The following is an 18,445-nucleotide window of genomic DNA, read 5'->3' as shown; positions in this document are numbered from 1 at the left end:
CTCTTGAGTTTCATTATCAATCGGTGATGGCGCACCTGCAGCGCAACAACGGCGAAGCACTACCCCAGATAGCGCGCCACTACCGCCCGGTAGTGGCCATCCAGCGAGTAGCCGCTCACCACGATTTTCTTGTCAGCCTGCACGGCCAGCGCGGTTGCCGTGTCCAGGCTGCGCCCCAGACGAGTACGAACATAGCTTTTGCCATTGGCGAAGTGGCGATCCAGACGTCCGTCCGGGAGATGCCGCGCCAAAAGAAAATCCGCTGCAATACCGCCAATGGTTGCACCGACGCTGAGCACCCGGCCATCGGCGAGAACCTGGGCGGCTGTCCATTGGCAGCCGCTGCTAGCTATTTCGGTGAGCCGCGCGTGACCGCTATTGCAATGAGTGTCCGGCCGACCATTTTTGCGCACGGTCAGCGACAGGCATTGCATCGGGTCGCGGCTGCTACCGAAACACTGCAGGCGCCCATCCGGTTGCTCGATCACCTGACTTACCTGGGCGCTGCGGTCCTGAATCTTGAAGCTTAAAAAACCGTCTTCAGCGAAGTCTTCATCCAGCCGGCCGGTGCTGTCGAAGCGTGCCAGCAAACCTTCCTGCGGCAGGTTGATCGAGCCGGCGACGACAATCTGACCATCTGCCTGCACCAGGATGCTGCTCAGCCAGGTATTCATCAGCAGGTGTCTGACCATGACAAATCCGTGGCCGTTGAATGTCTCGTCCAATGTCCCGTCCGGATTGAGCCGTATCAGGATGCCGACGTGATCCGCGAATTCGTAATGATGGTTGGCCAGCAGCAGGATTCGACCATCGGCCTGCACCTGGAAGTCGCAGGCTTCGGCCCCCGCGACTCCCGGCGGTAGCCAGTCGTCACGCAGGCCACGGGACAGATCACCGGGCAAACGCACGATCTGTACCCCCCGGTCGCCAAATTGCAGAACCGGGTGTCCCTGCGAGTCAAACATTGCCAGTGCCGGGAGTGTGCGATGGGGGCTTTCGTAATGCAGGCCGGATAACAGGATTTTTCCATCTGGCAGTTCTCGAACCTTGCTTCCTGTGGCTTCGAAGCCGCTTTCGAACTGTCCGATAATGCTGCCCTCCATGCCGAAGCTCCGATCCACTGAGCCATCCTCAAGTAAGCGGGCCAGCCCATAACCGTAACCGTCCCAGGTTCCGACCTTGGCTACGACCAGCAAGCGGCCCATCGAATCGACCGTGACATCGTTGGCCATACTTGAAAGGCTGCCTGCGAACTGCACCCAGGCCTTGCCGGATGATGCAAAACTTGAGTCGAGTTGTCCCGCTGTGCCGAGCGGGGCCGCTAAGGCGAAAGCATTATGGATGGGCATGTCGCATCTCCTTGCGAGTCGACCGGATCCAGAATCTCGGAGGAAGACTTTGTAGGAAATATTCAATCCCTGATTGATGCAATGCACAACGGTCGGAAATCACAGACGGAGCGTCGTTTTGTGCCAGAACAATGTCTTTGCGAACCGGTGACAAGTTGGCCTGGCTTATACGACCGTCTATCGCAATAAAGCGTTAACCGAGAGGGTCGAAGAGGAGGGGATATCTTGAGAGGTATCGATAAAAAAAGTGCGGATCACGGTACAGTGATCCGCACTTTTCGTTTACTGCGGCATTGTCCAGGATTGCAACTGATAACCTTCCTCGCTCAGTTCGGCGCGAACTTGTTCCAGCAAGGATGCAAGTTGGGCCGGGTCGGTATAGGCGCTGCTGGGGATCTGTTTGCGGCCGATAGGGGTGCTGGTGCGGTCGATGACGGTCAGGCTGAGTTCGCCGGTGCCGTCCTGTGGAGCCCAGGCCACGCATTGGAAGGGTGTAAATGCGCGGTCGGCAATCAAAAGAGCTTCGTTGATACGGAGCGGGGCGTTCATGGGGTCTTCTCTCGTCTGTGCCCAATCAAGTGATGTGCCGTCGGTTGGGCTTACCGTTCGGCTGGTTACTTGTACTGATGCGCGCAATGGGGGGGCGGGTCACACACATTCAAAAGAATTTTCAACTTTCTTTTATAAAGGCAGCGGCAAGGGGCGCATTGAAAGCTGGATGAAAGGTTCAAACGTCTCAGGTAGCTAATATGGGCACGTTTTATAACGTAAATGACGTTGACCTTATTAGTAAACGATACAAGGCCGCGTCAAGATCTTGCTAACGTTACATTCAAGGCCGCCAAACGGCTGTTTCTAATAACTTTTCTAATTTCTTGGCGCCAAGGAACAGTCATGACCGAAACGCCCGCATTGCGACGTTTGCTAGTGGTTGATCCGTGTGACGACTGCCATCGCTTATTACCCGGCCTGCGTACGATCGGCTGGGATGTCGACAGTTGTACCCTGGAGAACGCTTCCCATCGTTCCTGTGATGTCGGCCTGCTGCGCCTTAAACCTGTTCATTTTGAACGTCCTGAAGCCGTCAAGGAACTGATCAGCCGTAGCGGCACTGAATGGATCGCTGTTCTCAATCAGGAAGTCCTGCGGTTGCAGAATGCCGGCGATTTTGTCTGCGAATGGTTTTTCGATTTCCATACCTTGCCGTTTGACGTCTCCAGGGTTCAAGTGACCCTTGGGCGGGCGTTTGGCATGGCGCGTTTGCGCGGCCAGGGCACGATTCACGTCCACCAGCCCGAGCATGAACTGCTGGGCGACAGTCGGCCGATCCGCGAACTGCGCAAATTGCTGAGCAAATTGGCGCCTACCGAGTCGCCGGTGTTGATTCGAGGGGAAAGTGGCACCGGTAAAGAGTTGGTCGCCAGAACCTTGCACCGTCAGTCGCAACGCCACAGTAAACCGTTTGTCGCGATCAATTGCGGGGCGATTCCCGAGCATCTGATTCAGTCCGAGCTGTTTGGTCACGAAAAGGGCGCTTTTACCGGCGCACACCAACGTAAAGTCGGACGCATTGAAGCAGCCAATGGTGGCACCCTGTTTCTGGATGAAATAGGTGATCTGCCCCTTGAACTGCAAGCCAACCTGTTGCGTTTCCTGCAGGAAAAACACATTGAACGGGTGGGTGGCAGTCAACCGATTCCCGTAGATGTCCGGGTCTTGGCAGCCACTCACGTGGACCTGGAAGCTGCGATCGAGGCCAAGAGTTTTCGCGAGGACTTGTACTACCGGCTCAACGTCCTGCAGGTGGTCACTGTGCCGCTACGCGAGCGTCACGGCGACCTGGCGCTGCTGGCCAACCATTTTTCCCACTTTTACAGCCAGGAAACCGGACGTCGGCCGCGCAGCTTCAGCGAAGACGCATTGATTGCCATGGGCAAACACGACTGGCCGGGCAATGTCCGTGAGCTGGCGAACCGGGTGCGCCGTGGGTTGGTGCTGGCTGAAGGCCGGCAGATCGAGGCGCGGGACCTGGGGCTGATTGGCCAACAGGCGATTACCGCGCCGATGGGTACCCTCGAAGATTACAAGACCCGCGCCGAACGCCAGGCATTGTGCGACGTATTGAACCGCCACAGTGACAACCTCAGTGTGGCCGCTCGAGTACTGGGCGTTTCACGGCCGACTTTTTACCGATTGCTGCACAAGCACCAGATCCGCTAGGGCGCGGAGAAACGAAAAGGCCCGCTGCGATTTACGTCGCAGCGGGCCTTTTCCTTGTGTGGTGTTTAGAAGTAGTACGGGAATTTCAGGCTGAAGGAGAAGGCCGGTGCGTCCTGGGTCAAGCCGATGGCGAGGTTGGGGACTATCGTCAGTTTGTCGGTTGCCGCCATGGTCAGGCCGATGTTGAAGTTGGCAGCGTTGTAGTCGCTGTCCGGGATTGATTGCCAGTCCTGGCCGCTGGGTTTGACTTTGCTTTTGCGAGCGAATTGGTCGGAAAACGAAAACGACATACTCATTTTCTCGTTCAAGGCAAACGCAATACCGGCGCCGACCTGCCAGGAGTCGCCGAGTTTCACATCTCCCGGGACCGTGGAATTTACAGTGGGGCTGATATCGCTGAAGGATTCCTGCATGTTGTAGGTATAGGACAGGCTGCCGAAGAGCACGGCAGGGTCGAAGGTCTTGACCAGTGAGATACCCGGGGTAATCGACCAGACACCGTTGCCGGTAGGGAGTGACTGAGGTACCGACAAATTGTCGTTGCCCGGGTCCTTGATCAGCTTGATTCCGTACGGATTTTTGCCGGTCGGCGCCTTGATTCGCAGAGTGGCGACCGCGTCGGGCAGGTTTTCCGATTCATCCAGGAACTTGTAGGCAACACCAAAGTTGACATCGCCTATGGTCGGATCGCGCTTGACGGTGGCGTCGGATGAGACCGGGGCTGCGCCTCCTGCACCACCAGAAGAGTATGTCGATTCTCGATAGACGACCGGGACGTTGATGTCGAACTGCCAGCGTTGCGCCACGTTGTAGCGGCCTGTCAGGTCCAGGGTCCAGTTGTCGGCCTTGATGCGGTCAATGTTGATGTTGCCGAGAAAAATCGAGTCAAGAGCCAGAAATCCATTGAGCACCAACGCACGGGTGTCATAGTGGGTATAAGTCATGCCCGTTTCGAAACTGAACTTGCCCCCGCCGAAGAAGCCGCTGGCTTCGTCATACAGGTTGGACACGCTTTGCGCAGGTCCCGAGTCGTCCTTGAGCGACTGCCCATACGAAGTGCTCCCTGGGGCGCCCGTGGCCACGACCTTGGCGCCTTTGGTCTGTTCGRCAGGGGAGCGGGTCAGGCGCTTGGGAGCAGGTGTAGCTGGTGTTTCTTCGACTTGTTTAACGCGCTGCTCAAGTACCATCAGCGCGTTTTGTTGTGCTTCGTAACGCTGTTTCAGCTCCATGAGTTCTTGTTTTAAGGCTTCTACCTGGGGGTCCGGTGCTGCTTGCAGCAAAGTGGCCGGGACCAGGGTACTCAAACAAACGACAGCTCTGAACGTAAAAGATCTGTGCATGGGTTTGTCGTCCCTTCTGACTTCATTCGATGAGACTCAGCGTAGATCAGTATCCGAGAGTGCGTAGGCCTTTTAGTTGGTCCAGATTGCAGTCCAGCGCCCCGACGGTCGGCAGGTTATTGCGCAGGACAACATTGAGGGACGTCAGGTTGTTCACCTGGTTTCTTCCGCCGAGCAAGGTCGCGTTCTGCATCAGGCCGCCCTGGGCAAGGCGTTGCACGGTACTGCCCTGATTGTTGTTGGCCTGGATGCTCAACTGCACGCCAGTGTTACTCGACGACATACTGAAGGTGCCGGCACCGTTGGACGCAGACAGGGTCGTACCGGCGGCCAATGGCTGGCCCTGGGTATCCATTTGTGGTGCCTGGTTGGCTTCTTTGACGTTGATGGCGACATTGTTGTAGGCGCTGTTGTAGTCGCCAGCGGCGCGCACGACCTGAGTTACGCCCTGGGTGGTGCTGAGGCCGGCGCCGCCGCTGACATTGCCGGAACCTTGGGAGACCGGTGAACCATCACCTTTCTTGTCGATCATCAACACATAGAACTGCGGCTTGATGGTCGATTCCTGAATCTGCATCGAGGAGGTTGCCCCGATCACTTCGCCGCTGGCATTTTGCCAGGTGCTGGTCATGACAATCCCGAAACTGATGATCCGGCCAGGCATGACATACCGGCCGCGAAGGGTCGCCAACTCCTGATCCTTGAGTTCAATCGGTTTGAACGTGAGTGCTTGTGTTGGCAGGCTGGCGGCCAGGCAAACGACGGCCAGCCAGTATGGAGTCTTCATTGGATACTCCCGGAGCTTCGTGCTCCCTTGTCATTAGAAAAAGTCGCTCTGGATGAACCCGAAATCCATCAATTCTGCATCCCGTACCGGGCTGAAGGTGTTGATGCGGTTCTTGGCGGTCAGTGGCAAAGGTGGATCGCGCAAGACGTTGGTCTTGTCGTAGCCCTGGCCTATGACGGCGAAGATGATGCCGTTCCAGCCTTTGACAAAATCGTCGAACTTGAAGCGTCTGTGACCGAGTACCGGATCACCGATATACACCCAGTCTTTCTCCGCTTTTTGCATGACCACGAAGTGCTTGTAGCCGCGGATGTCCATGAGCACGATCACCGGAATGGCGACGCTGGTCAGAGTTTCCGGCGTTACCCGATAACCACGGGCCCGCATGCCGATACTTTCCACGTAACGCTTCATGTCGAGCATGGAGAAGCCCTGGACGCGGACCAGATTCTGGTCGGAGTGAGCCAGCATGCCTTCGATGATTTGTGCCTCGGTTACGTCCAGCCAATAGGCCTGGCGCAATACGGTCGCCAGGGAAGCTGCACCGCAGCTGAAGTCGGTTTTTTGTTGGACCAGGTCGGCAAATTTGCGCTCACGCATGCTCTGGACCGGTTTGAAAACGACCGCTCCGCCGGGCAAGACGGAAAGCGGCATTTGTCCCGCTTCGCTCAGACCAGCCAGAAAAACCAGGAACGCCAGGGCGAAAATGCGCATGATCGGTAGCCCTCGTGCAAGAGTGAAAAAAAGCCCCCCGAAGGGGGCTCTCCAGACACTGGAGCCAGGTTTACAGGCAGGTTCTGCAACCGGATGCAATGGACAGCGAGTTGCTTTGCTGGTTGCCAGCACCGGCAGCCACGTTGACGCCCAGGTTGCCACTGCCACCATTCACCGAACCGTTCAGGTTAGCAGTGTTGGTCACAGGGTTTGCCCAGCCAGTTGGGGTCAGCACTTGCCAGGACACGGTGTTGCTCAAGTCAAAGGCGCTGGACTCGCTGAAGCTTTGCGATTTATCTTTCGATTCACTGCCAGAAGCGGCGAACGATGCGCTGCCCGATGCGTCGCGCGATGCGCTGCTAGATGCGCTGCGCGATGCGCTGCTCGATGCGCTGTGCGATGCGCTGTTCGATGCGCTGCGCGATTTGTCGATCGATGCGGCGAGCGATGCGTCGATATCGGCGTCGAAAGTCGCACTCCTGCTGCTGGTGTGCCAGCCATTAGTCCTGCTAGAGCTAACGTCCACATCCACGTCCACATCCAGACTAGCTTTCAAAGCAGCATGCGAAGCAGCGGCGCTGGCGGCGGCGCTGGCAGCGGCGCTGGCAGAGGCGCTGGCAGAGCTCGAAGCAGATTTCGTAGCTTCGTGCGTAGCAAAGGCGGTATCCAAGCGCTTGGTAAAGTCCGAAGCAGAGTGCGATTTGGATGCCTCGCTGAAAGACTGATGACCGCTGGCTGAGACGGTACGCGACAGCGTATCCAGGCGGTAGGTCCGATCGGCGTCGTTATCCACCCTCAGGCCTGGGCCTGATTGGTCGGCACTCGCGGTTGCAGTCGCGTGCTTGCCGCCAGACACAGCGATCGCCATGGTGTTTTTCTGTTGGTTAAGGTCGCCAGCAGCCATGTTGATGCCCATGTTGCCGCTGCCGCCGTTAGCCGAACCACTCATATTGGCGCTGTTGTTGGTGGATTGGTTGTAGACCTCGTTGTTGCTTTGGGTTTGCGTGACTTTGGCGGTTGCTACCACAGACCCGAAGACAAACGAGCCGTCACCGCTGGCAATGGCGGCAGCGTTGTCTTGTTGGTTGCCGTCGCCTGCTGCAACGTTGACACCCACGTTACCGGAGGCGCCCGTGGCCGAATTGGTCATGTTGGCAGTGTTTTTAGTCCCTTCATTGCTGATGTAGTTGCCAGTGCTGGTTTGTTTGTCCGTGGCGTTGGCAGTGGCGCCGGCATTGGTGGTGTCTTTTGGATTTACGTGATGACGATGATGATGCTCGTCATCACGCTGGCCAGCTTGTACAGCAATAGCCATTACCGCAGCGATTGCGAAAACCAGAGGCTTGAGTGCCATTGAGGGTTTCATGCTGATTCTCCGTACTTTATTTTTAGGTTAAGTGTTGTTTTTTTACCTTTTGGGTCAATCCGCGACCCGTACGCTCAGGGTGTTGGCCGTTCGGTTTCCCACCCCGGCGCTCTGATTCAACTGGATCACCCCACGGCTACCGGTGAAGGCCTGGTCGCTGGTAGCGACCTGGCGATGGCCAGGAGTAAGATCCGTTGAATCGGAGTTGTTGAGCAGCGCCACGTTCTGTTGCTTGAGGACGCTGTCGTCGATACTTTGCGGCGTAGCACTGATGCTTATCCGCAGGGCGTTGGCTTGCTGGTTGCTGGCGCCCGAACTCTGGTTGACCCCCAGTACGCCATTGCCGTTACTGAAGGCGTTGCCTTTAATTGCTGATTGGGCATCGATCCTGGGATCGACTTGAGTACGCAACCGTTGGCGAATCTGCGTGGTGGCGCTGGCGTCGGTGTCAATGGCGATGGCTCGGGCGTTGGCCTGTTGTTGCTGATCGCCGGCCGCCTGGTTGACCGAGAAGTTGCCCTGGTACTGACTGCCGGAGTTGTCGATGGTGGCCGTATCGATGACAGGCGGTTGGGCAAAGGTCGGCGTACTGCAAAACATGGCCAGAATCAGCAGAGTGCGATTCATTTCATTGTCCCCCCGATAACATTCAGACTGCCCAGGCCTTGCTGGATGGTGCCGTCGATCCTGTTGGCAATACCGTTGCCGGAGCCTGCGGAATGTCCTGCGGACAAGCCGGGCAGTTGTGTCTGACCATTGATGTTGCCGCTCAGCGTGCCGGTGGCTTGAGTGATCGTGCCGGCGATGCTTGCACCGCTGCTGATGCCGGAAATGTCACTGTCCGACAGTTCATTGGTTGCACTGATGACTTGTTTGGACGGGTTGGCATTGACGGTCAGGGGGCTGGGGTCGGGAACCATGGGGCGGCGAGTCGCGTTACGCGTTTGGACTTCCCGCTGGATGACGATGATTCCATCGGCGGCCTGGACAGGCAGACTGATGACAGAGCTGAACGCACATCCGATCAGCAGGAGGCGGATAAAGCCTTTATCGATTGTCTCCACGTCGGCACTCCCTCGTCTTTTGTGCGCTGGCCTTGGTCAGCGTTGTGAAGGAGAGAGCAGAAGCTGTGCCGCTTTTTATTTATTGATTGAATTCAATACGTTATGGGGTAGGGCAGGCAGGGGGATGTTTGAGCTGTATCAACCGTGAGACAGTGCCCGCCATCGCGAGCCGGCCTCATCGGTCGAAAAGCTCTAAATCAAGTGTTTGCGGGCGAGTGTACCAATGACTTAACAGTCAGCATGACAAGAGGATGAAGGCCGTTGATAGGGCTGTTACACGGCACTGGAGTGTTTCAAGAACGGACACATGCCCCCTCAAATACAGGTGCTTTCACGGCGTTAGCAATTGCTCCACTGCCGCAAAGGCCTGACGACGGCGCTCGGCCCAATCGCCGTTGATGACCTGCAGTCTTTGCTGGTGTTGTTCCAGCCAGGCTTTTGTCGCGTTGAAGAACGCCAGGCGCTGGTTCAGATCCGGTTGGCAGCGTTGGCCGTCATCCGTCCAGTCAACCGATTCGGGAGACAGCAGCAGGTGCAGGTCGTACTGCCTGGCCAGCAGCGCGTCTTCGATCCAGGCGGGGCATTCGCCAAACAGGGTTTGGCTCCACAGCACATTGCTCAGCAAGTGAGTGTCGAGAATCAGCAGTGCAGGGCGCTGGGCCCGGGCGCTGTCTTCCCAGGCCATTTGACCACGGGCAATCTGCGGGATATCGGCAAGGCAGGTATCACGCGGGTTCTGTTCGATGAAGTAACGTACGTATTCACCCACCAGCAACCCACCAAAGTGGCGTTGAAGCTCTGCCGATAACCAGCTTTTGCCACTGGACTCCGGGCCGGTGAGTACCAGGACCTTCATGCGCGCAACGCCGGATCGGCCTGCCATTCGCGCCAGCCTTGCACGGCGATCAGCGTAAACAGACCATACAGTGCAGCCGTCAGGTACAAGCCCTTGTAGATAAACAGCCCGACGAAAATCACATCGACGGCAATCCACAACGGCCAGCATTGCAGGCGTTTTTGCGCCATCCACAGTTGCGCCACCAGACTGAAACCGGTCAATGCTGCGTCCAGCCAGGGCTGCGCGGCATCGGTCCAATGAGCCATGGCCGCGCCCAGCAGCAAGCTGCCGACGGCACCGACGGCCAACCCTGCCCACATCGAACGGCCATCCAGCTGCGTGACTTGCCGTCCATGTTGCGCTTCGCCGGCACGGGTCCACTGCCACCAGCCGTAGAGCTGCAAGCCGGCGTAAATCACCTGCAGCAGCATGTCCGAATACAGCTTCACCTCGAAAAAGATCCAACTGTAGAGCAGCACCATGGCCAGTCCGATCGGCCAGCACCAGGGGTTCTGTTTGACCGTCAACCAGACGGCAATCACGCCGAGTGCGGCGGCAAACAGTTCAAGCCCGGACATGAAGGATCCTTGGTGAAGTTGAAAAGGGCGCCGATTGTAACGCAGGCGAGGGGACTTGCCCGAATGCCCGCAAGTTAAGAAATTTCCGGCCAGGCACATTCCCTGTAGCAGCTGCCGAGCCCGCGAGGCTGCGTTCGGCTGCGAAGCAGTCGTGAACCCTGTCTCTACGGTTAACCTGAAGAAACGTGGTGTCCGGTTTTACGGCCGCTTCGCAGCCGAACGCAGCCTCGCGGGCTCGGCAGCTGCTACGGATCGTGTAGTCGCAGGGAGGTGTTTCAGTGTCTACACCCGAAACTGCTTGAGCAGGCCATTCAACTGCTCACTGAGTTCTTTCAAATGCACGCTTGCGACGCTTGACTGCTCAGCGGCCAATGCGGTGCTGTGGGACAAACCCGCGGCCTGGGTGACGTTTTGGTTGATGTCCTCGACCACATGCGCCTGTTGCAGGGTTGCGCTGGCAATCGAGGCGTTCAGGCCGTTGAGATTATTCAGTGCCTGGCCGATCGCGTTCAGGCTGGCACCCGCCAACCCGGCCTGTTCAATGGTCAGCTGCGAGGCGCGGCTGCTGTCGCCGATCACTTTGACTGCCGCCTCGGAATGGCTCTGCAAGCGCTCGATCATCGACTGGATTTCAGCCGTGGACTTTTGCGTGCGCTGTGCCAGCAGCCGGACTTCATCGGCCACCACGGCAAAGCCCCGTCCTTGCTCACCGGCACGGGCCGCTTCAATGGCCGCATTGAGCGCCAGCAGATTGGTCTGTTCGGCGATCGAGCGGATCACTTCGAGCACGCTGCCGATCTGCGTGCTTTCGGTGGCCAGGGTGCGGATAACCTCAACGGCTTGATCGATGGTGCTCGACAGTTGATCGATCTGCTGCAAACTTCCATCGATGTTCACTTGCCCCTGTTGTGCCTGCGCTTGCGCATCGCGCATTTCGCTGGCGGCGTGTTCGGCATTCCTGGCCACGTCCTGCACGCCATAGGTCACTTCATTGATCGCGGTCGCCACCAGTTCCATTTGTTGGGACTGTTGCTGGCTGCGCGCCTGGGCTTGGGCCGCATCGTTGCCCAAGTCGCTGGATGACTGCCCCAGGGCACTGGCAGACAATTGCAACTGAGTGATGACCCGGCGCAATTTTTCCGTGAAGGCGTTGAAATGCTGCGCCAATTCGGTCACTTCGTCCTGACCGTGGGTATCAAGGCTACGGGTCAGGTCGCTTTCACCGCTGGCGATATTGGCCATGGCGTTCACGGTTTCCTGGAGTGGGCGCACGATACTGCGCGCAATCAGGATCACCAGCAGCGCCATCAGCACGGCAATTGCGAGCCCGACAAACGATGTTTGCCACACCTGTGCGTAGAACTCGGCCTGCATGTCATCGATGTACACACCCGAACCAATGACCCAGCCCCAGGGTTCGAAGAGTTTCACATAGGAGGTTTTCTGGACGGGCGTGCTGGCACCGGGTTTCGGCCAGCGATAGTCGACCATGCCGGCGCCTTTGGCCTTGGCGATGACCACCATCTCGTTGAACAACGCGAAGCCGTCTGGATCCTTGATCGTGGAAAGGTTCTGGCCTTCGAGTTTCGGATTGGTCGGGTGCATGACCATCACGGGCGTCAGGTCGTTGATCCAGAAGTAGTCGTTCTGGTCGTAGCGCAATCCGCGCACCACGCTCAATGCCTGTTTCTGCGCCGCTTCGCGGGTCAGGGTGCCGGCAGTTTCCAGGTCGTGGTAGTAAGCCAGAATACCGCTGGCCGTCTGCACCACATGTTGGGTTTTCTGGGCCTTGGCCTGATAAAGGTCATCGTGGATCTGCTTGAGCATCAGCACACCCAAGGTCAACAGCATCAGCACAGCCACAATCAGGATGAGCCACAAACGACGGCTGATCGACACACTGCGCAAGCTATTCATAACCGTATTACTCCTGGTTTTTTCTTGTTCTTGTCATAAACGACCGCCAGCATTCAGGCACGCTTTTGCTGTTGAGCCAACCCTACTCAAGTCCAATTACGGCGCAGCGTAATTCAGGCATGTCTGATAGGATTTCGGCCGCGTCAGCAAAAACCTGAAGTTGCGCTGATTTTTCACGGGGTTTTACGGCTTCGCGTGGGTATCGTGCGTAGTGTCATTCGGTGACGCTGATCGCAGTGGACGCTTGAATTTGATTAACGAGGCATGCCTTGGAGGCATCGTTTCATTGGGGGATTGATGGATTTTTGGACCGCCGTTCAGGCTTTGATTCTTGGCGTTGTAGAGGGACTGACAGAGTTTTTGCCCATTTCCAGTACCGGGCACCAGATTATCGTCGCGGATTTGCTTAACTTCGGTGGCGAGCGCGAGAAGGCATTCAACATCATCATCCAGCTCGGCGCGATCCTGGCCGTGGTCTGGGAGTTTCGCCGCAAGATTCTCGACGTGGTAACCGGGTTGCCAACGCAGCGCAACGCCCAACGGTTTACCGTTAACCTGTTGATCGCTTTCATGCCGGCCGTGGTGCTGGGTGTGATCTTCGCCAATATGATCCACAAATACCTGTTCAACCCGATCACCGTGGCGACGGCGCTGGTGGTGGGCGGGGTCATCATGTTGTGGGCTGAGCGTCGCGAGCACACCGTGCACGCCGAAACTGTCGACGAGATCACCTGGAAAGATGCCCTGAAGGTCGGTTTTGCCCAGTGCCTGGCAATGATTCCCGGCACTTCGCGCTCCGGTTCGACGATCATCGGCGGCTTGTTGTTTGGCCTGTCGCGTAAGACCGCCACCGAGTTTTCGTTCTTCCTGGCCATGCCGACCATGGTCGGCGCCGCGGTGTACTCCGGCTACAAGTATCGCGACCTGTTTCAGGCCGCTGACCTCCCGGTGTTCGCCATCGGCTTCGTCACTGCGTTTATTTTCGCGATGATTGCGGTCAAGGGCTTGCTCAGGTTCATCGCCAGCCACAGCTATGCTGCGTTTGCCTGGTACCGGATCGTGTTCGGCTTGTTGATCCTGGCGACCTGGCAGTTCGGTTGGGTCGACTGGGCGGCGGCTACATCATGATTGAGCCACGCAATGGGCGCGGGATTCAAAACCCGCGTCTCAAAGGCCTGGTGTTCCTGGTGCTGTGCGCCTTGCCGGCAATTGGCTCGATGCTTATGTGGTGGCGCGGGATTTCGCTGATTCCGCTCGCGGCCTATGGGATTGTCAGCCTGCTGGCGTTCCTCCTGTACTGGCACGACAAGCGCAAGGCCCGGGCAGACAGCTGGCGTACACCGGAAAACGTGTTGCACGCAATCGAACTGGCCGGTGGCTGGCCGGGCGCCTTGCTTGCCCAGCAAGTGTTTCGGCACAAGACCCGCAAAGTGTCCTATCAACTGGTGTTCTGGATCATCGTGCTGCTGCATGAGGTGTTCTGGATCGATCAGTTGTTTCTCGACGCCGGCCTCTTCAGGCTGTTTTAAAGCAGCAACCCGACCTGCACGCGCTTGGGCAACTTGCTCACCACCAGTTGGTGAGAACGTTGCAGCAAGCCTTGCAGCTCCTCGGCGCCAAGTGGGTAGGGCGTTTGCATGATGATCCACTGCGCCCTTGCCAGATAGGGCGCAGGCCCGATGCCCGGGCGATCGACGTGCCCCAGAAACAGCTCTTTATCGACCTTGAACGCCAATGATTCACCCCGCAGGTTTTGCAGGGCAAACATCTTGTTTCCAGCCACTGAAAACACCCGCACGCCACCCCATTTGTAATCCTCTTGCGCGCCGGGCAGTGCCAGGCAGAAACGCGCCACGTCTTCTTCAGTCATTGGCTTAACCTTCATAACAATCGATCCCCGCAGGCTTTGAATGATTCGGTCAAATGGTCGATCCAGGCGCGCACCGCCGGCAGCAAACCGCGCCGATGAGGGTAAACCGCCAGCAGCCAACCGCCAGGCAGCGACCACTCGGGTAGGAGTTGCACCAGCGAGCCGTTTTCCAGTTCTTCTTCGCAGTACATCATTGGCAGCAGGGTGAAACCAAGACCTGCAAGCACGCAGGCCTTGCGTACGATAAAATCATCGATCCCCAGTCGCGCTTCCAGCGACAGGTCATAGCTCTTGCCGTGAGCGTCGAGCATGCGTACGTGCACCATGCGATCAGCTTCCAGAGCACCGAGTACTGGAACCTGCTTCAGGTCTTCCGGGCTGTTGATGGGATGCTCGCGTATAAAGGCCGGGCTGGCGATCATCACCATTTGCGCCTGGCGCAAACGTCGGGTGACCAGCAGCGGGTCTTCATCACCCAGTTCTCGCACTCTCAAGGCGACATCGATGCCTTCGGTCACCAGGTCGACCCGGCGGTTGAGCAATTGCATCTCCAATTGCACTTGAGGGAAACGTTCCAGAAACGAGCTGATGACCGATGGCAAAAATTCATGAGCCAGCCCAACGGGGCAGGAGACCCGCAACCGCCCTCGGGGTTCGCTGGACATGCTGGCGACGGCCTCGTCGGCCATTTCGGCCTCCAGCAGCATTGCCTGACAATGGCGCAAATAGCGCTCGCCGACAGCGGTCAGCTTGAGCTGGCGGGTGGTGCGCTGGAGAAGGCGGGCACCCAGACGCTCTTCAAGTTCGGCGATACGCCGCGACAACCGCGACTTGGGGATGCCCAACACGCGCCCGGCAGCGGCGAAACCGCCGGCTTCGACCACTTTGGCGAAATAGTAAAGATCATTGAGGTCTTGCATGGTGCTACTCGATTGTCCTATCAGTGGGACGAACTATCGCATTGTTGCTGGCTAATCAGCTATTGGTTTCGTCTGTAGGATTGTCTCCATCAGATCGCCCGGTGGCGATCCTCACTTGGAGATCCCACATGAAACTCTTGCACATTGATTCGAGCATCCTTGGCGACAACTCTGCTTCCCGTCAGCTGAGCCACAGTGTCGTCCAGGCCTGGAAAACCGCCGAGCCTGCTGCCGTGGTGACCTACCGCGACCTGGCCAGCGATGCCATCAGCCATTTCTCTGCCGCGACGCTGGTCGCTGCCGGGACCACCGCCGAGTTGCGTAACGCCGCACAACAGCACGAAGCCGACCTGAGCGCTTCGACCCTGGCCGAATTCCTCGCTGCCGATGCCGTCGTGATCGCCGCACCGATGTACAACTTCACCATTCCGACCCAACTCAAGGCCTGGATCGACCGCATTGCCGTTGCCGGCCAGACTTTCCGCTACACCGAAGCCGGCCCTGAAGGCCTGTGCGGCAACAAGAAAGTCGTCGTGGTGTCGACTTCTGGCGGTATGCACCTGGGTCAGGCGACTGGCGTAGGTCATGAAGAGTACTTGAAAGTCATGCTGGGCTTCATGGGCATCACCGATATCGAGTTCGTCCGCGCCCATGGCCTGGCTTACGGTGACGACGTTCGCAACAAAGCCATGAGCGACGCTCAGGCGCACATCAGCGAGCAATTGTTCGCAGCCGCGTAAGGCTTGCGTAAAGAGTTAAAAAGCTCAGGCAATACCCACTAGACTCTGTATCCTGATCGTCGTAAAACGATCAGGTACGGAGTCTTTTTGTCTCTGTTTCAAAAGCGCTGTCGTTTCAGGTGTTGGCCCAGGTTATGCAGTCTCGGGTTATCGGCCCCGTTCTGCGTAGACCTTGAAAAAAGTGGCAAACACCGACACAAGGCTCTAAGTCCAAGGGATTGGCGGAAAACGGGTATTCCAATCAGGTAACAAGGTGGAGCATCCCATGATGCGTCTTTGTGCAATGTTACTGATTTGCCTGCTCAGCAGCCTGAATTCAGTGCAAGCCGCGCCTGCGCCGCACCTGCATTGGAGCGTTGGCTACCATGAGCTGACGTTTCTCGATCCGCTGGATTTACAGCCCATGCGGGCCATCGCCTTTTACCCGTCGACCGGCATCGAGCATTCAAGCAAGCTCGAGGGTTATCAAATCCAGGCGACCGAAGACGCAAGGGTCGCGATTGGGCGCTTTCCGATGTTGATGCTCTCCCACGGCAACATCGGCACCCCACTGGCGTTGCATGACCTTGCCACATCGCTGGCACGCAAAGGCTTTGTGGTGGTGGCGGTGATTCATCCCGGCGACAACTCCAAGGACCACAGCCGACTCGGTACGCTTAGCAACCTTTATGGCCGGCCGATCCAGATTTCCGAAGCCATCACCGCCACCCTGGCCGACCCCATGCTGTCGCCGTTCGTCAATCCTGACGAGGTCGGGGTGATCGGTTATTCGGCCGGTGGCGAAACGGCGTTGATTCTTTCGGGCGCCACGCCGGACCTGAATCGTTTACGCCTTTACTGTAAAGAACGCCCTGACGACGGAGACGCCTGTAGCACCAACGGTGAACTGATTGTCGACCGCGATGACTTGCAACCCGTCGCTGACCCACGGGTTCACGCGCTGTTACTCATGGCGCCATTGAGCCTGAAGTTCGGCCGTCATACCTTGGCCGGTGTGCATGTGCCGGTGCTGCTCTATAGCGGCGATGGCGACAAACTGGTCGCCCTCGATAAAAACGCTGCGGCGCTGGCGCGCAAGCTACCCGTTGCTCCGGATTTCAAACTGCTGGCCGGGGCCGGGCATTTCGTGTTCATGGCACCGTGTACCCAGGAGCAACTCGCGGCGATGCCGGCCTTGTGCACCGATGCTGACGGCGTTGACCGCGCGGACATTCACCGCAACCTGATCTCCGAGGCGGGGCGCTTCTTTGCCCAAACCCTGAGCAAGCCGAGCGGGGCGGGGATGCAGACGGCTGACCAGACGTCGCCGTAGGCGTCGGGGCCTTAAGACGGGCTGAGCGCTGAGCGACGTTTCAGCAGCAGGGTCAGCCCGAGTCCGGTGATCGACAACAGCGCCGCGCAGAAAAAAATCCACGAGTACCCCAGGTTCAGCACCACCGCGCCCATCAACGGCCCGGCAATTGCCAGTGCCAGATCGAAAAACACCGCATAGGCACTCAAGCCGGCGCCACGACTGCTGTTTGGAACTTGCTTGATGGCCTCGACACCCAATGCCGGGTAGACCAGCGACAAACCGAACCCGGTGAGCCCGGCGCCAATCAACGCCACTGCCGTCGAAGGCGCCAACCAGAGCAGGCCCAGCCCCAGGGTTTCAATGCTCATGCAGGCGATGGCCGAGTTGAATCCGCCAAAGCGGTTGATGCTGGAGATAAACAGCAGGCGCGAGAGGATGAAACAGATGCCAAAGACCGTCAGGCACCAGGCTGCACCGGTCCAGCCGCGACTGATATAGAACAGGGTAATAAAGGTGGTGAGCGTGCCGTAGCCAATCGAAGCCAGACTCAGGCTGGCGCCAAAGGGGGCGACGCGCCCGAACACCGCCCAGAACGGCAACCGCTCACCGCGAATGACCGGCACGAGGGTTTGTTGCGAATCAGCAGCAACGCCGCCAGCGCCAGCACCGAGAGCGCAATCCCAAGGCTGACGAACCCCAACTGACCGACCATCACCACACCCAAAGGCGCACCAATGGCAATTGCGCCATAGGAGGCAATACCGTTCCAGGAAATCGAGCGGGCGGTGTGTTCGGCACCGACCTGGCCCATGCACCAACTGATGGTGCCGACGCCGATCAAGCCTTGGGCGATCCCCAACAACAATCGGCCGCCGATCAGAATCATCAGGCTCAGCAACGGCAGGCTCTGCAACAAGGTCGACAGCAACGTCAGCACGCCACTGAGCATGATCCCCAGTAACCCGTAGACAATCGCCCGTTTGGTGCCGATGTTGTCAGACATACGGCCCGCCATGGGCCGGCTGAGCAGGGTGGCCAGGTACTGCGAGCCGATGGTCAGCCCGGCAATGACAGCGCTGAAACCCAGCTGTTCATGGACATAGCCCGGTAACACCGCAATCGGCAGACCGATGCAGAGAAACGCGACAAAGGTATAAAAAACGATGGAGACGATCTGCAGGGTGATCGCCGTGGAACTGGCGGGAGGCGTTTGTTGCGCAGACATGAGGGCTCGTTCGCGGGCGGGCGGTTAGAGAGCTGCATCATGGCGCGGGCCTGAAATAAAAGGAAGCAGGCTAACGGTTGTTTTCAGAGGAAGGGTTCCTTTCATACCGCCATCGCGAGCAGGCTCGCTCCCACACTGGATCTGTGTCTGACCACACTGTTGTGATCGACATAGAACCCATGTGGGAGCGAGCCTGCTCGCGAAGGCGTCAGTTCAGACAACG

General features: G+C 58.0%; 18 protein-coding genes and 1 pseudogene. 5 read left to right on the top strand and 14 right to left on the bottom strand.

What is annotated here, in order from left to right; translation table 11 throughout:
- Positions 1-59 precede the first annotated feature (59 nt).
- Complete coding sequence (locus tag AC1DHT_RS10735) at positions 60-1,349, bottom strand: NHL repeat-containing protein (protein ID WP_427539992.1); 1,290 nt, start codon at positions 1,347-1,349, stop codon at positions 60-62.
- A gap of 282 nt (positions 1,350-1,631) precedes the next feature.
- Entirely contained in the window at positions 1,632-1,898 is a 267-nt protein-coding gene (locus AC1DHT_RS10730; RefSeq protein ID WP_427527952.1) for a hypothetical protein, read from the bottom strand.
- A 345-nt stretch (positions 1,899-2,243) separates the two neighbouring features.
- Here AC1DHT_RS10730 and AC1DHT_RS10725 point away from each other — a divergent pair, with 345 nt between their 5' ends.
- The gene (locus AC1DHT_RS10725; RefSeq protein WP_427539995.1) at positions 2,244-3,569 is read left to right on the top strand and encodes a sigma-54 dependent transcriptional regulator; all 1,326 of its coding nucleotides are present in this window, start codon (positions 2,244-2,246) and stop codon (positions 3,567-3,569) included.
- 65 nt (positions 3,570-3,634) lie between these two features.
- Here the strand turns inward: AC1DHT_RS10725 and AC1DHT_RS10720 are convergent, their stop codons facing one another.
- The 9 genes from AC1DHT_RS10720 to AC1DHT_RS10680 all read right to left on the bottom strand — a co-directional run bounded on the left by AC1DHT_RS10720 (position 3,635) and on the right by AC1DHT_RS10680 (position 12,173).
- Positions 3,635-4,909 (bottom strand): hypothetical protein, encoded by a 1,275-nt coding sequence (locus AC1DHT_RS10720; RefSeq protein WP_477761352.1) that lies wholly within the window; start codon positions 4,907-4,909, stop codon positions 3,635-3,637.
- A gap of 46 nt (positions 4,910-4,955) precedes the next feature.
- Complete coding sequence (locus tag AC1DHT_RS10715; RefSeq protein ID WP_442114741.1) at positions 4,956-5,696, bottom strand: hypothetical protein; 741 nt, start codon at positions 5,694-5,696, stop codon at positions 4,956-4,958.
- 33 nt (positions 5,697-5,729) lie between these two features.
- Complete coding sequence (locus AC1DHT_RS10710) at positions 5,730-6,410, bottom strand: C39 family peptidase (RefSeq protein ID WP_427540004.1); 681 nt, start codon at positions 6,408-6,410, stop codon at positions 5,730-5,732.
- Between the two features lie 70 nt (positions 6,411-6,480).
- Entirely contained in the window at positions 6,481-7,776 is a 1,296-nt protein-coding gene (locus AC1DHT_RS10705) for an autotransporter outer membrane beta-barrel domain-containing protein (RefSeq protein WP_427540007.1), read from the bottom strand.
- A 54-nt stretch (positions 7,777-7,830) separates the two neighbouring features.
- Entirely contained in the window at positions 7,831-8,403 is a 573-nt protein-coding gene (locus AC1DHT_RS10700) for an adhesin (protein WP_427540010.1), read from the bottom strand.
- Positions 8,400-8,840 (bottom strand): hypothetical protein, encoded by a 441-nt coding sequence (locus AC1DHT_RS10695; protein WP_427540013.1) that lies wholly within the window; start codon positions 8,838-8,840, stop codon positions 8,400-8,402. The genes AC1DHT_RS10700 and AC1DHT_RS10695 overlap by 4 nt, the downstream gene beginning before the upstream one ends.
- Before the next feature lie 331 nt (positions 8,841-9,171).
- Positions 9,172-9,696, bottom strand: coding sequence for an AAA family ATPase (locus AC1DHT_RS10690; RefSeq protein WP_427540016.1), 525 nt, complete (start codon positions 9,694-9,696; stop codon positions 9,172-9,174).
- Positions 9,693-10,256 (bottom strand): nicotinamide riboside transporter PnuC, encoded by a 564-nt coding sequence (pnuC, locus tag AC1DHT_RS10685; RefSeq protein WP_427540019.1) that lies wholly within the window; start codon positions 10,254-10,256, stop codon positions 9,693-9,695. Before pnuC ends, AC1DHT_RS10690 begins: the two co-directional genes overlap by 4 nt.
- A gap of 282 nt (positions 10,257-10,538) precedes the next feature.
- Positions 10,539-12,173: a methyl-accepting chemotaxis protein gene (locus tag AC1DHT_RS10680; protein ID WP_427540022.1), complete on the bottom strand. Its 1,635-nt coding sequence runs from the start codon at positions 12,171-12,173 to the stop codon at positions 10,539-10,541.
- Positions 12,174-12,470: 297 nt separating this feature from the next.
- On the opposite strand from AC1DHT_RS10680, the gene AC1DHT_RS10675 reads away from it, so the two are divergent.
- The gene (locus AC1DHT_RS10675; RefSeq protein WP_429538089.1) at positions 12,471-13,301 is read left to right on the top strand and encodes an undecaprenyl-diphosphate phosphatase; all 831 of its coding nucleotides are present in this window, start codon (positions 12,471-12,473) and stop codon (positions 13,299-13,301) included.
- Positions 13,298-13,702, top strand: a complete 405-nt coding sequence (locus tag AC1DHT_RS10670) for a DUF1294 domain-containing protein (RefSeq protein ID WP_427540028.1) — start codon at positions 13,298-13,300, stop codon at positions 13,700-13,702. Before AC1DHT_RS10675 ends, AC1DHT_RS10670 begins: the two co-directional genes overlap by 4 nt.
- Here the strand turns inward: AC1DHT_RS10670 and AC1DHT_RS10665 are convergent.
- Positions 13,699-14,043, bottom strand: a complete 345-nt coding sequence (locus tag AC1DHT_RS10665) for an MmcQ/YjbR family DNA-binding protein (RefSeq protein WP_427540031.1) — start codon at positions 14,041-14,043, stop codon at positions 13,699-13,701. The genes AC1DHT_RS10670 and AC1DHT_RS10665 overlap by 4 nt on opposite strands.
- An 11-nt stretch (positions 14,044-14,054) precedes the next feature.
- Entirely contained in the window at positions 14,055-14,963 is a 909-nt protein-coding gene (locus AC1DHT_RS10660; protein WP_427540034.1) for a LysR substrate-binding domain-containing protein, read from the bottom strand.
- Between the two features lie 128 nt (positions 14,964-15,091).
- Here AC1DHT_RS10660 and AC1DHT_RS10655 point away from each other — a divergent pair, with 128 nt between their 5' ends.
- On the top strand, positions 15,092-15,703 hold the full coding sequence (locus AC1DHT_RS10655) for an FMN-dependent NADH-azoreductase (RefSeq protein ID WP_427527929.1): 612 nt from the start codon (positions 15,092-15,094) through the stop codon (positions 15,701-15,703).
- Between the two features lie 265 nt (positions 15,704-15,968).
- A complete protein-coding gene (locus tag AC1DHT_RS10650; RefSeq protein ID WP_427540037.1) occupies positions 15,969-17,015 on the top strand; it encodes an alpha/beta hydrolase family protein in 1,047 nt (348 codons plus the stop codon).
- A gap of 11 nt (positions 17,016-17,026) precedes the next feature.
- On the opposite strand, the pseudogene AC1DHT_RS10645 reads toward AC1DHT_RS10650, so the two are convergent.
- Positions 17,027-18,222 (bottom strand): annotated as a pseudogene (locus AC1DHT_RS10645) (MFS transporter).
- Positions 18,223-18,445: the final 223 nt, after the last annotated feature.

The organism is Pseudomonas sp. 05N432, assembly GCF_056396945.1.
Note: the sequence above shows the minus strand (reverse complement) of the source record. Positions and strands in the feature narration are given on the sequence as shown.